This is a genomic window from Ruegeria sp. CG11, from assembly GCF_056537245.1.
Map to the genome: position 1 here is coordinate 523,743 of NZ_JBQFRE010000001.1, position 19,820 is coordinate 543,562.

Consider the following 19,820-nt stretch of genomic DNA (forward strand, 5'->3'; position numbering starts at 1 on the left):
ACTAGCCTGACTGCACACCAAGTACAGACACGTTTCCGACATATCAAAAAGAAAACGCGGCCCCGATTGGGACCGCGCATGTTCAAGGATTAAGGAGGGATCAGTTCAGAGCCGCATCCGTGATCTGGTGCGTCCACGCGCCCTCGGGCTGCTTGGTGATCACCGGATCGGAACCACCAGCCAGCAGAGTGCCAACAGTGCGTTCGAAATCCGCCGGGTCCAGCGCGCCGTTCGAACCGGCGGTCAGTTTGGCGATCTCACCCATCATGCGTTTCTGATGCTCTTCCGTTTGGGCACCGGTGGCATCGTTTTCCAGCACGATATCTGCGGCCTCGTCCGGGTTCTCCTCGGCGTATTTCCAGCCTTTCATCGAGGCGCGAACAAAACGTTCCATCTTGTCGGTGAAGGCGGCATCGCTGAGGTTTTCCTCCAGCACATAAAGACCGTCTTCCAGCGTGGCGACGCCCTGATCTTCGTACTTGAAGGTCACCAGTTCATCGGGGTTTACGCCTGCGTCGATCACCTGCCAGTATTCGTTATAGGTCATGGTGCTGATGCAATCAGCCTGACGCTGCAGCAGAGGATCGACGTTGAAGCCCTGCTTCAGAACCTCGACACCGCTTTCGCTTTTGCCACCGGTGTCGATGCCCAGCTGGCTCATCCAGCTCATGAACGGAAATTCATTGCCAAAAAACCAGACGCCCAGCGTGCGGTTCTTCAGATCCTCGGGTGAGGAAATCCCGGCGTCCTTCCAGCAAGTCAGCATCATGCCCGAGCTTTTGAACGGCTGCGCGATGTTGACCAGCGGCAGACCCTTTTCGCGCGCGGCCAGCGCCGCAGGCATCCACTCAACGGTCACATCGGCACCACCACCTGCAATGACCTGCGTCGGCGCGATATCAGGGCCACCCGGCAGAATGGTGACGTCCAGCCCTTCTTCTTCGTAGAACCCCTTGTCCTTGGCCACGTAGTAGCCCGCGAACTGCGCCTGCGTGACCCATTTGAGCTGCAATGTCACCTCATCCGCCGCCAGCGCCGCGCTGGCTGCCAGACTGAAGGCGGCAACCGCCCCGCTGAGTAGCTTGTTCATCTTCATATCTCCTAGTTGTTGTTGGTGCCCCGTTTTCGGGGTCTGTTGAAGTTTTGTTATCCTCTTTGCGACGGGTGCCAGAACGTCACCGCTTTCTCGATCATGGCGACCAACCCATAAAACGCCGTCCCGGCCAATGCGGCCACGACGATCTCGGCCCAGACCATGTCCAGCGAGAGTTGTCCGACGCTGGTCGAGATCCGGAACCCCATGCCCAAGGTTGGCGAACCAAAGAACTCGGCCACGATAGCGCCGATCAGCGCCAGAGTGGTAGAAATCTTTAGGCCATTGAAAATAAACGGCATCGCAGCTGGCAGGCGGAGTTTAAGGAAACTCTGCCAGTATGTCGCCGCGTAGGTCTCCATCAGGTCGCGCTGCATGGCCGTGGCCTCTCGCAAACCCGCCACAGTGTTCACCAGCATCGGGAAGAAGACCATCACCACGACGACGGCCGCTTTGGAGTGCCAGTCGAACCCGAACCACATCACCAGAATGGGCGCCGTGCCCACAATCGGCAGCGCCGCTACGAAGTTCCCCACCGGCAGCAACCCGAGGCGCAGGAAATCCCAGCGGTCTACGGCAATCGCCATTAAGAAAGCCGCTCCGCAGCCAATGATGTAGCCACTGAGCGCACCTTTGATGATGGTCTGCACGAAATCGACCCACAGCACCGGCAGGCTGTCGCCAAAGCGCACCGCGATCACAGAGGGTGCTGGCAAGATGACCAAGGGCACTTCAAGCCCCCGCACCACCAGCTCCCAGATGCCGATCACGGTCAGACCGAACACCAGCGGTGCCACGAACCGCACCATCCGCGTATCGGCATAAGGACCGCTGGCCAAGCGACTGTTTAACCACCAGCCGAAAAGCCACAGAAGGATTGCACAAAAAACAAGGGTCATTGCGCCATCCCCATCCGCTTAAGAACTGTCCGCTCGACCAATCCCAGCAATCCGACCAGACAGGCTGCCAAAATGGCTGCGGCAAACAGCGCCGACCAGATTTGCACCGTCTGACCGTAATAGCTGCCCGCCAGCAGACGCGCGCCCAAACCTGCGACCGCCCCTGTTGGCAATTCACCTACGATGGCTCCGACCAGCGAGGCCGCGATACCGATCTTCAGCGAGGTGAACAGGTACGGCATCGACGCAGGCAAACGCAGCTTCCAGAATCCCTGGGACCGGCTGGCGTTATAGGTCCGCAGCAGGTCCAGTTGCATCGCATCGGGGCTGCGTAGGCCTTTGACCATTCCAACCACGACCGGGAAAAAGCTCAGATAGGCCGAGATGATGGCCTTGGGAATGATCCCTTGAATCCCTACCGAGTACAAAACCACGATGATCATTGGTGCCAGTGCGATTATCGGAATGGTCTGGCTGACGATGGCCCAAGGCATCACAGACAAGTCCATCACGCGGCTATGCACAATCCCCACGGCCAGCAAAATGCCCAGCCCGGTGCCAATCGCAAAACCCAGCATCGTCGCGCTGAGTGTTACCCAAGAGTGATAGATCAAAGACCTTTTCGAGGTAATCTTCTTCTCAACCGTTGTGTCCCACAACTCCTCGGCTACCTGATGTGGAGCAGGCAGACGCGGTCGCTCCTGCTCCCATGTTTCGTCGATGGCGTAAGGGTTGTCGATGACCAGCTCAATCTCGCTCATGTCACGCCGGTCCACCGCCTTGGGAGGATCAACCTGCTCGCCTGCCCGTTCGAATTCGTTCAGCACGCCTTTGATGTTCATTGGCACGCTGGCGGCGTACCAGAACAGAATTATGACGCCAACAACAGTGAGGACAGCGCAAACAGCTCTGATACTGGCACTAGTCATCCGAATGCCCCGCCCGTAAGCCCTCGCGCACGCGATGGGCAACTTCGATGAACTCAGGCGTGTCACGGATATCCAACGGGCGTTCCTTCGGCAGAGGGCTATCGATCACATCCGTAATCCGCCCGGGTCGAGGGCTCATAACCACAATCTTGGTGCTGAGATACACCGCTTCGGGGATCGAGTGGGTCACAAAGCCGATGGTCTTGCCCGTCCGCGCCCACAGCGCCAAAAGCTGTTCGTTCAGGTGGTCGCGCACGATCTCATCCAGCGCCCCAAAGGGTTCGTCCATCAACAGGATATCGGCATCGAACGCTAGCGCCCGCGCGATACTGGCCCGTTGCTGCATCCCGCCCGACAGCTGCCACGGGAACTTGCCACCAAACCCTGCAAGATCAACAAGTTCCAGAACCTTGCTCACCCGCTCTTCCTGTTCGGCAGACGAATAGCCCATGATCTCAAGCGGCAGTTTGATGTTCTTGGCAATGGTCCGCCACGGATACAGACCTGCCGCCTGAAACACGTACCCATAGGCCCGGTTCCGCCGTGCCTCGTCCGGGGTCATGCCATTGACGGTCAGGGCCCCTCCGGTTGGTGTTTCCAGCGCCGCGATACAGCGCAGAAAAGTGGTCTTGCCGCAGCCCGAAGGGCCGATGAAGCTGACGAACTCGCCTTTTTCGATGGTCAGATTTACGTCTTTCAGCGCGTGGACCGGTCCATCATTGGTTTGGAAAGTAAGGTCCAGTTGCCTTGCCTCGATCACGGGCTGGGTAGTGCTTTCAGTATTCATTCCATTGCCTTGAAAAGGTTGGGCTTTGGGCCGCCCAGGGGACGACCCGCGCACAATCAGACGCCCGTCGCCGGGATACCCGTCCGCTCGACCGGCCGCGGCGCGGTCAGCTCTTTCCAGGTGCTCAGCGCCTTGTTCACGTGGCCGTTGGGTTCGCGCGCAACAAACTCACCATGCCCTTCCTGAGTGCGAACTTCACCGTCATGCACCGCCACCTGACCACGTGTCAGGGTAAAGCGCGGCAGACCTTTGACTTCTTTGCCCTCGAACACGTTGTAGTCGATCGACGATTGCTGTGTGTCCGCACTGATCGTCTTGGTCTTTTCCGGATCCCACACCACGATATCCGCATCTGCGCCGACAAGGATCGCACCCTTTTTCGGATAGCAATTCATGATCTTGGCGATGTTTGTTGACGTCACTGCAACGAACTCGTTCATGGTCAGCCGTCCGGTGTTCACGCCATGGGTCCACAGCATCGGCATCCGGTCTTCCAAACCGCCCGTGCCATTCGGAATCTTGGTGAAATCCCCCACGCCATAGCGCTTCTGCTCAGTCGTAAAGGCACAATGGTCGGTCGCCACTACGCTCAGAGTACCCGAGTGAAGGCCATTCCACAGACTGTCCTGGTGCTGCTTGTTCCGGAACGGAGGGCTCATGACCCGCCGCGCCGCGTGATCCCAATCCTGGTGGAAATACTCGCTCTCATCCAATGTCAGGTGCTGGATCAGGGGTTCCCCCCACACCCGTTTGCCGTTCATCTTGGCCCGGCGAATGGCCTCATGCGCCTCTTCGCAGGACGTATGCACCACGTAAAGCGGCACACCCGCCATGTCGGCGATCATGATGGCGCGGTTGGTGGCCTCACCTTCCACCTGCGGCGGGCGCGAATAGGCATGCGCTTCGGGGCCGGTGTTGCCTTCGGCCATCAGCTTGGCCTGCAACTCGGCCACCACGTCACCATTCTCGGCATGAACCATGGCAATACCGCCCAACTCGGCCAGACGCTTGAACGAGGCAAAAAGCTCGTCATCGTTCACCATCAGCGCGCCTTTATAGGCCATAAAGTGCTTGAACGTGTTGATGCCGCGCGTCTCGATCACTGTCTTGATGTCGTCGAACACCTGCTCGCCCCACCATGTCACCGCCATGTGAAATGAGTAGTCGCAATTCGCCCGCGTCGATTTGTTGTCCCAGCGTTTCAGCGCATCCAGAAGACCCTCACCGGGGTTTGGCAGTGCGAAATCCACCACCATTGTGGTGCCCCCGGCCAGTGCCGCACGCGTACCGCTTTCAAAATCATCGCTGGAATAAGTGCCCATGAAGGGCATTTCCAAATGGGTGTGCGGGTCGATCCCGCCCGGCATGACATAGCACCCGGTCGCATCCAGTTCCTTGTCACCTTTCAGATCCATCCCGATCTCGGTGATCACCCCATCTTCCACCAAAACATCCGCCTTGTAAGACAGATCGGCGGTCACGACGGTCCCGTTCTTGATAACAGTGCTCATTTTAATCTCCCTGATGCGGTCTGCGCCGCTTGCTTCATCTGGCCAAAAATATCCCGGGGGAGTCGCCCAGAGGGCGACGGGGGCAGAGCCCCCTATTCCACGATTTCCGCCATCTCGACGACTGCATGAAACAGAACATCCGCCCCGGCTGCAGCCCATTCCTTGCTGATATCCTCGGCCTCATTGTGGCTCAGCCCGTCCACGCACGGGCACATGACCATAGCGGTCGGCGCCACGCGGTTGATCCAGCACGCATCATGCCCGGCGCCCGAGATGATGTCCCGATGCGAGTAGCCCAGCCGCTCGGCCGCATCCCGCACGGCGGCGACGCAGCCATCGTCGAATTTCACCGGATCAAAACCACCGACCTTCTCCAACTCGATCTGCAGACCCATCTCATCAATGATTTCATGGGCGGCGACACGCAGGCGGTTCTCCATATCGGTGATCACATCCAAATCAGGCGAACGGAAATCGACCGTGAACACCACCTTGCCCGGGATCACATTGCGCGAGTTTGGATAGACGTCGATATGCCCAGCCGCACCAACGGCATGGGGCGCATGTGACCACGCGATCTCGTCCACCTTTTCCAAAATCCGCGCCATCGCCAGCCCGGCATTCTTGCGCATTGGCATCGGGGTCGAGCCGGTATGGGCGTCCTTGCCCGTCACCGTGATCTGCGTCCAGCTCAGGCCCTGCCCGTGAGTAACAACCCCGATATCCTTGCCCTCGGCCTCAAGGATCGGCCCTTGTTCGATATGCAGCTCAAAAAAGGCGTGCATCTTGCGGGCACCAACCTCTTCGTCGCCGCGCCAGCCGATACGCTGCAGCTCATCGCCGAATTTCTTGCCTTCGGCATCCTCGCGGTCATAGGCCCAATCCTGAGTGTGCACTCCAGCAAACACGCCTGAGGACAACATCGCTGGCGCATAGCGCGTGCCCTCTTCGTTGGTCCAGTTCGTGGCCACAATCGGATGTTTGGTCTTGATCCCCAGATCGTTCAGAGTGCGGAGAACTTCCAATCCGCCCAGCACCCCCAACACACCGTCATACTTTCCGCCCGTCGGTTGCGTATCCAGGTGCGAGCCGACATAGACCGGCAGTGCCTCGGGGTCGGTACCCTCGCGGCGGGCAAACATGTTGCCCATCTGGTCCAACCCCATCGTGCAACCCGCATCCTCACACCATTTCTGAAACAGCGCTCGCCCTTCGCCATCCTCATCCGTCAGGGTCTGGCGATTGTTGCCGCCCGCCACACCGGGGCCGATCTTGGCCATCTCCATCAGACTGTCCCACAACCTGTCGCCATTGATCCTGAGGTTCTGCGCCGGAGCTGCCATTTTCTTCTTCCCTGTTGCTTGCGATTTAGCTCGCTTTTGGTGTCTTGATTTGACCATCTGGTCAAACTCACGCTATCACGGGTTGGTCATCAGTCAAGAAATTGCGAGACGCCGTCGATAATTTTGGCATAAACGGCGCCTGCTTGCCGGAAAAAGAGACAGCCTGAGAAAATGCCCAAAGACCGCGCCCCAACCAGAATTCAGAAAAAAAACCGAGCAGCGATTCTGGACGCTGCCCTGAATGTGTTCTCGGCACACGGGTTTCGCGGATCGACCGTTGATCAGATCGCAACCGAAGCCGGGCTGAGTAAACCAAACCTGCTGTATTATTTCCCGTCAAAAGAGGCGATTCACACTGCCCTGTTGTCCGGCCTGCTAGACGTCTGGCTAGCCCCGCTGCACGACTTGGACGAGGCCGGCGACCCGATGGAGGAAATCCTTTCTTACATCCGTCGCAAACTGCAGATGAGCCGTGAATTGCCGCGTGAAAGCCGTCTGTTCGCCAACGAACTGGTCCAAGGTGCCCCACGCATTCACGACGCGCTGTCGCAGGACCTGAAACAGCTGGTAGATGAAAAAACCGCGATTCTGAAACAATGGATGGACGATGGCAAAATTGCGCAGGTTCATCCGTACCACCTGATCTTTTCGATCTGGGCGCTGACGCAACACTATGCCGATTTTGATGTGCAGGTGCGCGCGATTCTGGGCGACGAAGACCCGTTCGAGGGTGCCGAGCCCTTTATTGACACGCTGTATCGCAAACTGCTGACACCATAGAAAAAGGGGCCGAATTCCGGCCCCTTCTTGTTTCTGTATTCCGAATTACTCGGCGGCTTTTGCCATCGGATTGTTCGGATGCGTCGTCCAGTTGGCATAGTCGGGTTGCACCTCCAAACCAGTGCGCGGATCGACCTCTCCGGCCGCCATTTGCTCCATCGAGATGCACCCATCGACCGGGCAAACATCCACGCAAAGGTTACAGGCAACGCATTCGTCATCCATAACCTCGAACACCCGGTCTTCGGACATCGAAATCGCTTGGTGGCTGGTGTCTTCGCAGGCGGCATAGCAGCGACCGCATTTGATGCACTGGTCTTGATCGATCTTGGCCTTGGCCACGTAGTTCAGGTTCAGATACTGCCAATCGGTGACGTTCGGAACGGCCAGACCGACGATTTCCGAGACGTCCTTGTAGCCTTTTTCGTCCATCCACTTGGACAGGCCAGCCGTCAGTTCGTCGATGATCTTGAACCCATAGGTCATAGCAGCGGTGCAGACCTGAACGGTGCCGCATCCCAATGCCATGAACTCTGCCGCATCGCGCCATGTGGTCACGCCACCGATACCCGAGATCGGCAGCCCATGCGTGGCCTGCGCCCGCGAAATCTCGGACACCATCGACAGGGCAATCGGCTTCACCGCCGGACCGCAATAGCCGCCGTGGCTGCCCTTGCCATCAATCGACGGCTCGGGGCTGAAAGTGTCCAGATTAACGCTCGTGATCGAGTTGATGGTGTTGATCAGCGACACCGCATCCGCGCCACCATTCTTGGCGGCTTCGGCAGGCTTACGAATATCGGTGATGTTCGGCGTCAGCTTCACGATAACCGGACGGTCATAGTATTTCTTACACCAGCGGGTGACCATCTCGATATATTCCGGCACCTGCCCCACAGCCGAACCCATGCCGCGTTCGCTCATCCCGTGTGGGCAGCCGAAGTTCAGCTCAATCCCATCCGCGCCGGTCTCGGCCACACGCGGCAGGATGGCTTTCCACGCCTCCTCCTCGCACGGCACCATTATCGAGGCGATCAGAGCGCGATCGGGGTAGTCGGCTTTGACCCGCGCCATTTCCTCGAGGTTCACCTCAAGCGGGCGGTCAGTGATCAGTTCGATGTTGTTCAGGCCCAGCAACCGGCGATCAGCGCCATAGATCGCGCCATAGCGCGGTCCATTCACGTTCACGACCGGAGGCCCCTCGGATCCCAGCGTTTTCCACACAACACCGCCCCATCCGGCCTCAAAGGCGCGGCGGACGTTGTATTCCTTGTCAGTCGGCGGCGCCGAGGCCAGCCAGTACGGATTCGGGCTTTCGATACCCAGAAAGTTCGTTTTCAAATCAGCCATTTATCCGGCCTCCCTGATGCAATTCAGCATCTTTGTCTTTGAGTTTTACGCAGTCAGGCTCGCGTGGATATCCATCGCGGCGTCGCGGCCTTCGGCCACGGCAGTCACGGTCAGGTCTTCGCCCCCTGCCGCGCAGTCGCCCCCGGCCCAGACACCGGCCAGCGAGGTACGGCCAGCCTCCGTCACGGCGATCTTGTTGCCGTCCAGCTTCAGCCCCTCGGGCGCGCCTTCCAGTTTCTGACCGATCGCCTTGAGGACCTGATCTGCAGGCAGGCGGATCATCTCTCCGGTGCCCGAAAGCTGACCGTTGTGGCTGGTAGTGTACTCCAATTCGATCTCGGCCGCCGCACCGTTTCCATGCACAGCTACGGGCTGCACATTGGTCATGATTTTCACACCATGCGAGGCTGCCAGGTCCTGCTCGTACCGGCTGGCGCCCATCGCGTCACGGCCGCGCCGATAGGCGATGGTCACATGCTCGGCGCCCAGCAGCTTGGATTTCACCGCCGCGTCCACGGCGGTCATACCGCCACCGATGACGACAACATTGCGACCCACCGGCAGGTCCGCCAGATCAGATGCCTGACGCACATCCGAAATGAAGTCGACCGCAAAGCGCACGCCGTCCTTTTCAGCCCCTTCAGCACGCAGGGCGTTCACCCCGGCCAGACCGATGGACAGGAATACTGCGTCGTAGTTTTCGACCAGGCCGTCCAGCGAGACGCTCTCGCCCAGCACTGAACCGGTCTCAATCGTGATACCACCGATGTTCAGCAGCCAATCCACCTCGGCCTGCGCAAAGTCATTGGTCGATTTGTAGGCGGCGATGCCGTACTCGTTCAGACCACCCGGTTTGGGTTTGCTTTCGTGGATCACCACGTCATGCCCAAACATCGCCAGACGATGCGCGCAGGCCAGGCCCGCAGGCCCTGCCCCGATCACGGCAACGGTTTTGCCGGTCGGCGCGGCACGTTCGAACGGGTGGCCCCCTGCAGCCATTACGCTGTCCGTCGCATAGCGCTGCAGGCGACCAATCTCGACCGGAGCACCCTCGGCGGTTTCGCGAACGCAGGCTTCTTCACACAGTGTCTCGGTCGGACAAACGCGGGCGCACATGCCGCCCAAGATATTCTGCGCCAGAATGGTCTCGCCCGCGGCCTCCGGTTGTCCGGCCTGAATCTGGCGCATGAACAACGGAATATCGATATCCGTCGGACAGGCCGTCACACATGGCGCGTCATAGCAGAAATAGCACCGATCCGCGGCCACAGCGGCCTCATGCGCAGCCAATGGCGGATGAAGATCGGTAAAATTCGAGGTCAGCTCATCGCTGGAAAGCCGCCCGGAGACAATGCCGGGGGCAATCTGGCCCTGTGCCATCGCTCTACTCCCTGTGTAGATATGTTTGTTATGCTCTCAGCTTGCCACAATCTGATTTTTTATCAATTGGTAAAATTTAGAAAATCGTCAAAAACCGCAAATCCAAGGCGGATTGCCCGGGATTCACAGGCAAATACGCCTGTTTTTCTTGCATTCTGAAAACGTGCAACACATGGGATGTGCCGATACGGCCTCTGGTTGCATGGAAACAAAAGATTCCCCGCATCTGGTTTTGACGGGCCTTGCAACGTGCTGTAGGTCAAACACAACGAGCAGTGCCGAACGACGGCCAGATACGTGAAAGTCACCTGATGCAGGCCAGTCCTTCGAAGTTCAACATCGTCATCATCGGGCAAAACAACCGGCTGCAATACGAGGCTCTGCTGTTTGCGGCCTCTCTGCGGCACAGCTCACCAAATTTTCAGGGGCGGCTGTTTGTGGCGGTGCCACAGCCTGGGCCGCGCTGGCGTCAGGACCCGAGCATCCGGAACGAGGACGTACTGAAAGCCTTGCGACAATTGGATGCCGAGATACTTCCTTTCGACACACACGTCTTCGGCGACAGCTATCCCTATGGCAACAAGATCGAGGCCCTTCTGGCCGTACCCGAAGGCGAGCCGTTCGTCTTCTTTGACAGTGACACGCTGATCACCGGTGACCTGACCACGGTTCCGTTTGACTTCGACCGTCCCGGAGCCTCGCAAAAGGTCGAGGGAACATGGCCCAAGCCAACGCTCTATGGTCCGGGCTTCGATGGCATCTGGAATGCTCTGTACCATCGCTTCGGGCTGGATTTCGAAAGCTCTCAGGACACCAGCCAGCCGATGGATTACTGGCGGCGGTATCTGTATTTCAACGCGGGCTATTTCTTCTATTCCTGCCCGCGCAAGTTCGGAGAGCGATTTCTGGACTATGCCTGCACGATCCGGGATGAGGAGATTCCTGAACTGGCCGGGCAGAACCTTGACCCCTGGCTGGACCAGGCCGCTCTGCCGCTTGTCATCCATTCGTTTGGCGGCGGCCGTGATGCCCTGCCCCCGGGCTTGCTGGACGGATCGGTCAGCTGCCACTATCGGCTGTTCCCCCTGCTCTATGCACGTGAGAGCGACCACGTGGTCGAGGTGCTTGAAACCGTCGTGGCACCGAACCGGATCAAGAAGGTGCTCAAAGGGTACGAGCCGATTAAAAAGCTGGTTCTGCAGCGCAAGGGCCACAAAATCCGCGACCTGTTCGACCGTGAAAACTTGCCCCAGCGCGAACAGGCCATTCGCAATACGATCCGCAACAACGGCCTGTGGATGCGCTGACAGGATTGTTGTGCGCGCGCGCCGGATCGCCTAGAGATTCTGCAACACACATTCCAACAGGAGATTTCGACGATGTCTGACGGCCCCACCTACGGTTTCGACACATTGCAGATTCACGCGGGCGCACGACCCGACCCGGCGACGGGAGCACGTCAGACTCCGATCTACCAGACCACGGCTTACGTGTTCCGTGACGCCGATCACGCCGCGGCCCTGTTCAACCTGCAAGAGGTTGGCTTCATCTATTCCCGCCTGACCAACCCGACCGTGGCCGTTCTGCAGGAACGTATCGCCACGCTTGAGGGCGGCGTTGGCGCAGTTTGCTGCTCTTCGGGTCACGCGGCGCAGATCATGGCACTGTTCCCGCTGATGGGACCGGGCTGCAACGTGGTGGCCTCAACCCGTCTGTATGGCGGCACGGTCACGCAATTCAGCCAGACCATAAAACGCTTTGGCTGGTCGGCCAAGTTTGTGGACACCGACGATCTGGACGCCGTGAAAGACGCCATCGACGAAAACACCCGCGCGGTGTTCTGCGAATCCATCGCCAACCCCGGCGGCTATGTCACCGACATCCGCGCGCTGGCCGATGTGGCCGACGCGGCGGGCATTCCACTGATCGTCGACAACACCTCGGCCACGCCATACCTGTGCCGCCCGATCGAACAAGGTGCCACTCTGGTGGTACATTCGACCACCAAGTACCTGACCGGAAACGGCACCGTCACCGGCGGCTGCATCGTGGATTCGGGCAAGTTCGACTGGTCGGCGAATGACAAGTTCCCCTCGCTCAGCGAGCCGGAAGCGGCCTATCACGGTCTGAAATTCCACGAGACGTTCGGCCCGCTGGCCTTTACCTTCCACGGCATCGCCATCGGCCTGCGCGATCTGGGCATGACCATGAACCCGCAAGCCGCCCATTATACGCTGCTGGGGATCGAGACCCTGTCCCTGCGGATGGAGCGTCACGTCGAAAACGCCCAGAAGATCGCCGCCTGGCTCGAGGCTGACGACCGCGTGGATTATGTGACCTATGCCGGTCTGCCCTCTTCGCCCTATCACGACCGGGTTCAGGCGCAGTACAAGAAAGGTGCGGGCGCCCTGTTCACCTTTGCGGTCAAGGGCGGCTATGACGCCTGCGTCAAGCTGGTGAACTCGCTTGAGATTTTCAGCCACGTCGCCAACCTGGGCGATGCGCGGTCGCTGATCATCCACTCGGCCTCGACCACCCACCGTCAGCTGACCCCGGAACAGCAAGAGGCTGCAGGCGCTGGCCCCAACGTGGTGCGTGTGTCCATCGGCATCGAAGACGCCGACGACCTGATCGCTGATCTGGATCAGGCGCTGGCCAAAGCTTCGGCCTGACGGATGAGCGGTCACGACACCAATGATCTGGGCCAACCCATCGGCCAACCCGTTTCGGGCGACTTCCCGCGCCCGACGCCGCCCTATACGCCGATGGATGGCCAGTATTGTTCTGTCGTACCGCTGGACGTGAATCGGCACGCGCCCGGGCTATACCGGGCGTTTGCCAACGATACAGACGGTCGCAACTGGACCTACCTGCCCTATGGACCGTTCGAGTCGGAGCACGATTTTGTGGAATGGACACGCGCGACCTGCATGGATGCCGATCCGATGTTCCACACGGTGCTCGATGAAAACGAGACACCGGTGGGCATGGCCTCATTTCTGCGGATTGAACCTGCAGCGGGTGCGATCGAAGTGGGGCACATCCACTTCTCGCCCCTGTTGCAGCGCAGCCCGAAATCGACCGAGACCATGTACCTGATGATGCGCCGCGTCTTCGACGAGTTGGGCTATCGCCGATACGAGTGGAAATGCGACGCGCTGAATGCCGCGTCCTGCCAAGCGGCAGAACGGTTGGGCTTTACCTTCGAAGGTATTTTCCGGCAGGCAACCCACTATAAAGGCCGCAACCGGGATACGGCGTGGTATTCGATCCTCGACAGCGAATGGCCAAGCATCAAGAGCGCGTTCGAGGCCTGGCTGTCGCCGGACAATTTCGACCAGACGGGCCAGCAGCGGCAATCACTGCAGGCCCGCGCCAAAGACTCTGGATCAGTCGGCAATCCCGAATTCCATGGACACGTTGACCGAGACTGAAATCTCGCCCCCAGCCACCGGTACGCCGCCCGCTTCGGCCATGCTCATCGCGCGCATCTGAGGCGCGGGACGAATGCCGCCAGCCTGTTCGCTGATCGTCTGAACCTGCCCCAGAGTCACGTTGGCCGCCTGCGCCAGTTGCTCGGCTTTTGCGGTGGCCTCGGCCACGGCCTTGGCACGCGCTTCTGCCTGCAGCGGCGCGGGGTCCTGCACGCCAAAGCTCAGCCCACCAAAATCATTGGCACCATCCTGAATGACCGCATCCATGATTGTTCCCAGATTGGTCAAATCACGCACACGCACCTGAACATTGTTGGACGCAACAAACCCCGAAATCTCGGGGCGTTCGCCATTGGGGTTATTGCGCCCGGACCAGACCGGCGACAGCGATAGGTCGCGGGTCTGTACATCGCGGGATTCGATGCCCATGTCTTCCAGCCGCTTCAGAATCTGCGCAACCGCATCCGAGGTTGCCTGCATTGCATTCGACGCCTCGGGGTCTTCGTTCGTCACACCCAGAGTGATGGTCGCCATGTCAGGCGCGGCCTGAACGGTGCCGGCGGCATCCACCGTGATGCGACGTTCTTCCGCATGGGCAATGCCTGCGGCTGTCACGGCCATCATCGCGGCCAGAAAAGCGATTTTCTTCAAGGTCTTCCCTCCAATTTCTCTGGCGCCAACATGGGGATGCAGGGGCCGATCAGACAAGGGGAATGTCCGGCTTTTTCTTTCCCTCGGCGGGAACCTGCTTTAATGTCACTCTGCGAACGAGATGTCGTTTGCAATGATGCTGACAATTATGGTTCCTCGGGAATATGAAACCCGCCTTTGCGCTGACTTTTTCTGCGACCGGAATATCTGTGCACCACCAGTCGGATGACGACTGGTTCTGCATTGGTGAGGTTTCACTGGATGCGCCGGACCTGAACGCTCAGCTACATGCCCTGCGGGACAAGGCCTTTGCATTGGAAAACAACCTAAACTGCAAGGTTGTGATTCCGGCCGAACAGGTCCGATTTCTGTCGATGGAAACAGGCGCCGAAACCCCGGATGAAAGCGCGAAACAGGCCCGGTCCGCGCTGGCGGATTCGACACCCTACTCGGTCGAAGAGCTTGTCTTTGATAGTGCAACGGTTGGCGCCACCACCCATGTTGCGGCTGTCACGAGACAGACACTGGACGAAGCACGCGATTTCGCTGCCGAACACGGCTTTATCCCGGTTCAGTTCACAGCAGACACCGATCAGGCCCAGTTCCCGTCTGAGCCGCAGTTTTCGGACCAGAAAAGCGAAAGCCCAACAGTGGCGCAGGACAGCGATACCGTAGCGCCAAACGTCCACGCGATTGCGGACACAACGGCGCCAGATGTGTTCCGCACGCCGTCCGATAGCGCGGCCCCAAAGCCGACCGCTGACGCATTGGTCAAACGATATGCCCTACCAGGAGCTGCGGCGCTTGCCGTCGTGGTTGCGTTGGGGGCTTGGGCTCTGATCTCGTCGGATGGTGGCGAGGAGCCGGAAACCGCGCAGGACGACTTCACCCTGCCCGAACCTGACACTCAAGTCAGTGAAACCACGCCGGAGATTGAGGCCGAACTCGAAACACCGCCTACAGAAATCGTCGAGCGCGAACCGGATGTTGCGCCAGTAGAGGACGCTGGCCCGTCGCCCACGGATGCCGCCATCCTCGAAGCGTTGAACGTGGAACCTACGCTGGTCGAAGAGGTCGACCGTGAACCCGAACCGCAGGACATCCCGGCGCAACCCGCCATTGAGATCACGACGCCCGCCCCTTTGACATCCCCGCCGCTGACCCCGGAGGACGATCTATATCTGGCCTCCATCGACAATTCCGACCTGTCCAAAGACGCGATTGCGCAACCTTCCGTCGAAAGCTTTGCCACCGACACGCCCTTCGATCAGGTCGCCCTGCCCAGCGTTGCCGGCTCCCGGTTCGATCTGGATGACCGCGGGCTGGTCATCCCCAGCACCGAGGGGACGTTGAATCCCGAGGGGATTGCCGTCTATCTCGGGCGCCCGTCAAAAGCACCTCCTGCCCCGCCGCTCCGATTCGAGCAAGAACCAAGCCTGGAAGAGCCCTCTGACAGGCTGGCCGGGTTACGCCCCAAGCCGCGCCCCGATGACCTGGTCGAACGGTTCGAACGTCAACAATTGGGCGGGAGATCGCGCGAGGAACTGGCGGCGCTGCGCCCCAAAGTTCGCCCTGCGTCCTTGCTTCAGCCAGAGATTGAAGAAACCCCTGCCTCCGCTGTGTTGGGCGGGATGCGCGTGCCACGTCCTAAAACGCGCCCTGCCGGTCTTGCTCGTTCACCCAGCACACAAACCGCCAGCTTGGGTTCGGCTGCCGGTATTGGTCAGATCGACACCGACGGTTTCAAGCCCAAGGCCGTAGCCCCCAAGATTCCCTCATCGGCCTCGGTCGCGCGTCAGGCGACGATCGACAATGCGCTGAACCTGCGAAAGCTGAACCTGATCGGCGTCTACGGCACGCCCGCAAATCGTCGGGCGTTGGTCCGCTTGCCCAGCGGTCGCTACAAGAAACTGAAAGTGGGTGACAGGCTGGACGGCGGCAAGGTCATCGCCATCGGTGACAACGAGCTGCGCTATCAGAAAAAAGGCCGGAACGTGACGCTGAAAATGCCGCGGAGCTAAAGCGGGCGATAACGCCCGCTTTACGTTACTCAATCAAGCCGCTGAAATCTCGCCGCTTTCGATCTGCTCACGCTCGATGGACTCGAACAGGGCCTGAAAGTTCCCCTCGCCAAACCCATCGTCGCCCTTGCGCTGAATGAACTCGAAAAAGATCGGCCCAATCACGGTCTTCGAGAAGATTTGCAACAGGATTCGGGTCTCGCCACCGTCTACTACGCCTTCACCGTCGATCAGGATGCCATGCTTCATCATCCGGTCCAGCGGCTCTTCGTGATCGGTGACGCGATCCTTGGACATCTCATAATAGGCCTCGTTCGGGCCCGGCATGAACTTCAACCCTTTCTCGGCAATCGCATCGGTCGAGGCATAGATATCATCGCTGCCTACCGCGATATGTTGGATGCCTTCACCCTTGTACTTGTTCAGGTAGGACACGATCTGCCCGGTCTCGCCACGATCTTCGTTGATCGGAATGCGGATACGGCCACAGGGCGATGTCAGGGCACGGCTGAAAAGGCCGGTATATTTGCCCTGAATGTCAAAGAACCGGATTTCGCGGAAGTTGAATAGGGTCTCGTAGAACTTGAACCATTTGTCCATATTCCCGCGATAGACGTTGTGCGTCAGGTGATCGAGGTAATAGAACCCGTCACCGCTCGGCTTGGACTGTTTGGTCCAGGTGAACTCGTGATTATAGGGCGACGTGTCATGGTATTGGTCGATGAAATAGATCAGCGAGCCTCCGATCCCCTTGATCGCCGGTACATCCATGGTCTTGTCCGCCGCGTCATAAGGTTCTGCGCCCTTGGCGACCGCATGGTCATAGGCTTTCTGCGCATCCACAACACGCCAGCCCATCGCAGATGCGCAGGGTCCATGCTCGGCCACAAAGCGGGCGGCAAAGCTTTCGGGGTCGGCGTTCAGGATGTAGGTCACGTCGCCTTGCTGCCACAGCTCAACCGCGGGTCTGTCCGTGTGGTAGCCGACATGTTCAAAGCCCATTCTGGCGAACAGATCGCGCAGTTCCTGCGGTTCAGGATGCGCAAATTCCACAAATTCAAACCCGTCGGTTCCGACCGGGTTTTCCTTGCTGATGACAGATTTCGGGGCGTTGTGAGGGAAAGGACCCATGGCGCACCTCCTTTTAAAAACAGGAAATTCTTTGCTGATTCCAAAATACGCCTTAATCAGCGCTGTTTCTGCGCGTAGTTTTCGTGTAACCTTATAAAAAACGCGTAAAAACCGCATCATTTCGAGCTTTAATGAAGAAAGTCCGCATATGCTGGATGCCACAGACACGCGCCTACTGTCCGCCCTTCAGAAAGACGCCCATCTGACCGCGCATCAATTGGGGGAAATGCTGAACCTGTCACCCAGTCAGGCCGGGCGGCGGCGGCAAAGGCTGGAGGCCGAAGGGTACATCACCGGATACACCGCACGTTTGGACGCGCTGAAGCTGGGCCTGCATGTGCAGGGATTCGTTCAAGTGCATCTGGGCACCCATGGCCCCGAACAATCGGAGAGTTTCGCCCGCATGGTCCACTCGCGCCCCGAGATCACCAGCGCCTGGACGATGACCGGTGAGGCAGATTACCTCTTGCGCGTCTACTGCGATGATCTATCTGCGCTCAACAGCTTGCTTCATCAGGTGATACTGCCGCATCCTGCGGTCGCACGGGTGCAAAGCCAGATCGTGATGGACCAGCTCAAGCGCGACGCACCTTTGCCCACCTGACCTGACCGAAAGGACTGACATGGACGATTTCCTCTACCAGGCCTCGATCTATCTGGCAGCCGCGGTGATCGCCGTGCCCCTGTCGGCACGACTGGGGTTGGGGTCCGTGTTGGGGTATCTGGCCGCCGGTATCGTCATCGGCCCCGTATTCGGTCTGGTTGGTGCCGAGACCGAAAGCCTTCAGCACGTGGCCGAGTTCGGCGTGGTCATGATGCTGTTCCTGATCGGGCTGGAGCTTGAGCCTCGCGCGCTATGGGATATGCGGGACCGGCTGTTGGGCCTGGGCGGCCTGCAGGTCGGCCTGTCCACGGCCGCTATCGCTTGCGTCGCCATGTACGCAAACCACCCCTGGTCGGTCGCGCTGGCGGTCGGGTTGACCCTGTCACTGTCTTCAACCGCAATCGTACTGCAAACGCTGTCAGAAAAGGGGCTAATGCAGACCAACGGCGGCCGGGCCACGTTTTCTGTGCTGCTGACGCAGGACATCGCGGTCATCCCCATTCTGGCGCTGCTGCCGCTGTTGGCGCTGCCTTCCATACCGCATCTGCAAAGCGACGGGTCGATCGACCGGGGAGTGAAAGACCTGCACGAGGCGGGCCATCACAGCCTGTCTCTGGTCGAAGGCCTACCGGGCTGGGCCGTGACACTGGTCACCATCGGTGCAATCGCGTTTGTGATCCTTGCGGGTGTCTACCTGACGCGCCCCCTTTTCCGCTTTATCCACGCCACCCGCCTGCGCGAGATGTATACGGCGCTGGCGCTGATGATCGTGGTTGGGATTTCCTTCCTGATGACACTTGTTGGCCTCTCCCCCGCCCTTGGAGCCTTTTTGGCGGGCGTCGTTCTGGCCAGCTCGGAGTTCCGCCATGAAATGGAAAGCGACCTTGAGCCATTCAAGGGCCTGTTCCTGGGCCTGTTCTTCATCACTGTCGGCGCCGGGATTGATGTTGCTTATTTCTTCAATGATCCGCTTGAACTGATCGGCCTGGCCCTTCTGGTTATTCTATTCAAAGGGATCATTCTGTTCCTCGTCGGGCGCGCTTTCAAGCTGCGTGGGCGGGATCACTGGCTGTTTACTCTGGGCCTCGCGCAAGCGGGCGAGTTCGGCTTTGTCCTGCTGGCCTTCTCGACCCAGCAGAATGTCATCCCGTCCGACCTGTCGCAGAAACTGCTGATGATCATCGCCCTGACCATGCTGATCACGCCGCTGCTGTTCATCATCTATGACCTGCTATCCCGCCGGATTCGGGACAGCGGACCGCAGCCGGAACCGGATAAAATCGACGAGCAAGGCCCCGTGATCATCGCGGGTATCGGCCGCTTTGGTCAGATCGTGAACCGTCTGGTGCGCGCCAGCGGCTTTAAAACCATCGTTCTGGACCATGATATCGAAACGATCCAGCTGATGCGCCGCTTTGGCGTCAAAGGGTTTCTGGGCGATCCAACCCGGCCCGAGTTGCTACGCGCCGCAGGGCTTGAGAAAGCGGCCGTGCTTGTCGCTGCGATGGATGACCGCAAACAGGTGACACGGATCGTCAGCTTTGCCCGGCGTCAGCGCCCGGACCTGCACATCATCGCCCGCGCCCACGACCGCACCCATGTGTACGAGCTGTATCAGGCGGGCGCGAACGATATCGTGCGCGAGATGTTCGACAGTTCACTTCGTGCGGGGCGTTATGTGCTCGAGAATATCGGTCTAAGCGAATATGAGGCAGCGCAAGCTGAGCAGACCTTCTACCACCACGACCGCACATCGATCCGGGAACTGGCCGAGTTGTGGATCCCCGGGATGCCGACGGCGGAAAACAAGAAATACATCGAACGCGCGCAGCAGTTCGAGAAAGATCTGGAAACCGAGCTTTTGGAACTGGCCGAAAAGCACGCCAAAAAATCGGCCTGACCGGGGC

The 19,820-nt window shown here is 59.2% G+C and carries 17 protein-coding genes; 7 read left to right on the forward strand and 10 right to left on the reverse strand.

The genetic code is table 11. The features are described 5' to 3' along the window. Nucleotides 1-100: 100 nt before the first annotated feature. From ACR0KW_RS02585 to ACR0KW_RS02610, 6 genes are all read right to left on the reverse strand, one after another. A complete protein-coding gene (locus ACR0KW_RS02585; protein WP_170441991.1) occupies nt 101-1,090 on the reverse strand; it encodes an ABC transporter substrate-binding protein in 990 nt (329 codons plus the stop codon). A 56-nt stretch (nt 1,091-1,146) separates the two neighbouring features. After that, nucleotides 1,147-1,992: an ABC transporter permease gene (locus tag ACR0KW_RS02590; RefSeq protein ID WP_480803603.1), complete on the reverse strand. Its 846-nt coding sequence runs from the start codon at nt 1,990-1,992 to the stop codon at nt 1,147-1,149. Next, nucleotides 1,989-2,921 (reverse strand): ABC transporter permease, encoded by a 933-nt coding sequence (locus ACR0KW_RS02595; protein ID WP_480442563.1) that lies wholly within the window; start codon nt 2,919-2,921, stop codon nt 1,989-1,991. Before ACR0KW_RS02595 ends, ACR0KW_RS02590 begins: the two co-directional genes overlap by 4 nt. Continuing rightward, complete coding sequence (locus ACR0KW_RS02600; RefSeq protein ID WP_480803604.1) at nt 2,914-3,708, reverse strand: ABC transporter ATP-binding protein; 795 nt, start codon at nt 3,706-3,708, stop codon at nt 2,914-2,916. Before ACR0KW_RS02600 ends, ACR0KW_RS02595 begins: the two co-directional genes overlap by 8 nt. Nucleotides 3,709-3,764: 56 nt before the next feature. After that, the gene (gene hydA, locus ACR0KW_RS02605; protein ID WP_480803605.1) at nt 3,765-5,219 is read right to left on the reverse strand and encodes a dihydropyrimidinase; all 1,455 of its coding nucleotides are present in this window, start codon (nt 5,217-5,219) and stop codon (nt 3,765-3,767) included. A gap of 92 nt (nt 5,220-5,311) precedes the next feature. After that, a complete protein-coding gene (locus tag ACR0KW_RS02610) occupies nt 5,312-6,562 on the reverse strand; it encodes a Zn-dependent hydrolase (protein WP_480803606.1) in 1,251 nt (416 codons plus the stop codon). Nucleotides 6,563-6,733: 171 nt separating this feature from the next. Here ACR0KW_RS02610 and ACR0KW_RS02615 point away from each other — a divergent pair, with 171 nt between their 5' ends. Continuing rightward, nucleotides 6,734-7,342, forward strand: a complete 609-nt coding sequence (locus tag ACR0KW_RS02615) for a TetR family transcriptional regulator C-terminal domain-containing protein (protein ID WP_480803607.1) — start codon at nt 6,734-6,736, stop codon at nt 7,340-7,342. A 45-nt stretch (nt 7,343-7,387) separates the two neighbouring features. Here ACR0KW_RS02615 and preA read toward each other — a convergent pair whose 3' ends face one another. Next, nucleotides 7,388-8,692, reverse strand: a complete 1,305-nt coding sequence (preA, locus tag ACR0KW_RS02620; RefSeq protein ID WP_480803608.1) for an NAD-dependent dihydropyrimidine dehydrogenase subunit PreA — start codon at nt 8,690-8,692, stop codon at nt 7,388-7,390. Between the two features lie 45 nt (nt 8,693-8,737). Then, the gene (locus tag ACR0KW_RS02625) at nt 8,738-10,072 is read right to left on the reverse strand and encodes an NAD(P)-dependent oxidoreductase (protein ID WP_480803609.1); all 1,335 of its coding nucleotides are present in this window, start codon (nt 10,070-10,072) and stop codon (nt 8,738-8,740) included. A 311-nt stretch (nt 10,073-10,383) separates the two neighbouring features. On the opposite strand from ACR0KW_RS02625, the gene ACR0KW_RS02630 reads away from it, so the two are divergent. From ACR0KW_RS02630 to ACR0KW_RS02640, 3 genes are all read left to right on the forward strand, one after another. Then, nucleotides 10,384-11,379 (forward strand): hypothetical protein, encoded by a 996-nt coding sequence (locus ACR0KW_RS02630; RefSeq protein ID WP_480803610.1) that lies wholly within the window; start codon nt 10,384-10,386, stop codon nt 11,377-11,379. 72 nt (nt 11,380-11,451) lie between these two features. Further along, nucleotides 11,452-12,744: an O-acetylhomoserine aminocarboxypropyltransferase/cysteine synthase family protein gene (locus ACR0KW_RS02635; protein WP_170324605.1), complete on the forward strand. Its 1,293-nt coding sequence runs from the start codon at nt 11,452-11,454 to the stop codon at nt 12,742-12,744. A 3-nt stretch (nt 12,745-12,747) separates the two neighbouring features. Next, a complete protein-coding gene (locus ACR0KW_RS02640; protein ID WP_480803611.1) occupies nt 12,748-13,506 on the forward strand; it encodes a GNAT family N-acetyltransferase in 759 nt (252 codons plus the stop codon). Here the strand turns inward: ACR0KW_RS02640 and ACR0KW_RS02645 are convergent. Further along, nucleotides 13,462-14,157, reverse strand: coding sequence for an SIMPL domain-containing protein (locus ACR0KW_RS02645; protein ID WP_480803612.1), 696 nt, complete (start codon nt 14,155-14,157; stop codon nt 13,462-13,464). The two genes, ACR0KW_RS02640 and ACR0KW_RS02645, sit on opposite strands and share 45 nt — an antisense overlap. A gap of 164 nt (nt 14,158-14,321) precedes the next feature. On the opposite strand from ACR0KW_RS02645, the gene ACR0KW_RS02650 reads away from it, so the two are divergent. Further along, nucleotides 14,322-16,178 (forward strand): hypothetical protein, encoded by a 1,857-nt coding sequence (locus tag ACR0KW_RS02650; protein WP_480803613.1) that lies wholly within the window; start codon nt 14,322-14,324, stop codon nt 16,176-16,178. Nucleotides 16,179-16,211: 33 nt separating this feature from the next. Here ACR0KW_RS02650 and hppD read toward each other — a convergent pair whose 3' ends face one another. Beyond that, nucleotides 16,212-17,309, reverse strand: a complete 1,098-nt coding sequence (hppD, locus tag ACR0KW_RS02655) for a 4-hydroxyphenylpyruvate dioxygenase (RefSeq protein ID WP_480803614.1) — start codon at nt 17,307-17,309, stop codon at nt 16,212-16,214. A 148-nt stretch (nt 17,310-17,457) separates the two neighbouring features. On the opposite strand from hppD, the gene ACR0KW_RS02660 reads away from it, so the two are divergent. Then, nucleotides 17,458-17,913 carry an Lrp/AsnC family transcriptional regulator gene (locus ACR0KW_RS02660; RefSeq protein ID WP_170324600.1) on the forward strand — a complete coding sequence of 152 codons (456 nt, stop codon included), beginning with the start codon at nt 17,458-17,460 and terminating at the stop codon, nt 17,911-17,913. A 19-nt stretch (nt 17,914-17,932) separates the two neighbouring features. After that, nucleotides 17,933-19,813, forward strand: a complete 1,881-nt coding sequence (locus ACR0KW_RS02665; protein WP_480803615.1) for a monovalent cation:proton antiporter-2 (CPA2) family protein — start codon at nt 17,933-17,935, stop codon at nt 19,811-19,813. Nucleotides 19,814-19,820 lie beyond the last annotated feature (7 nt).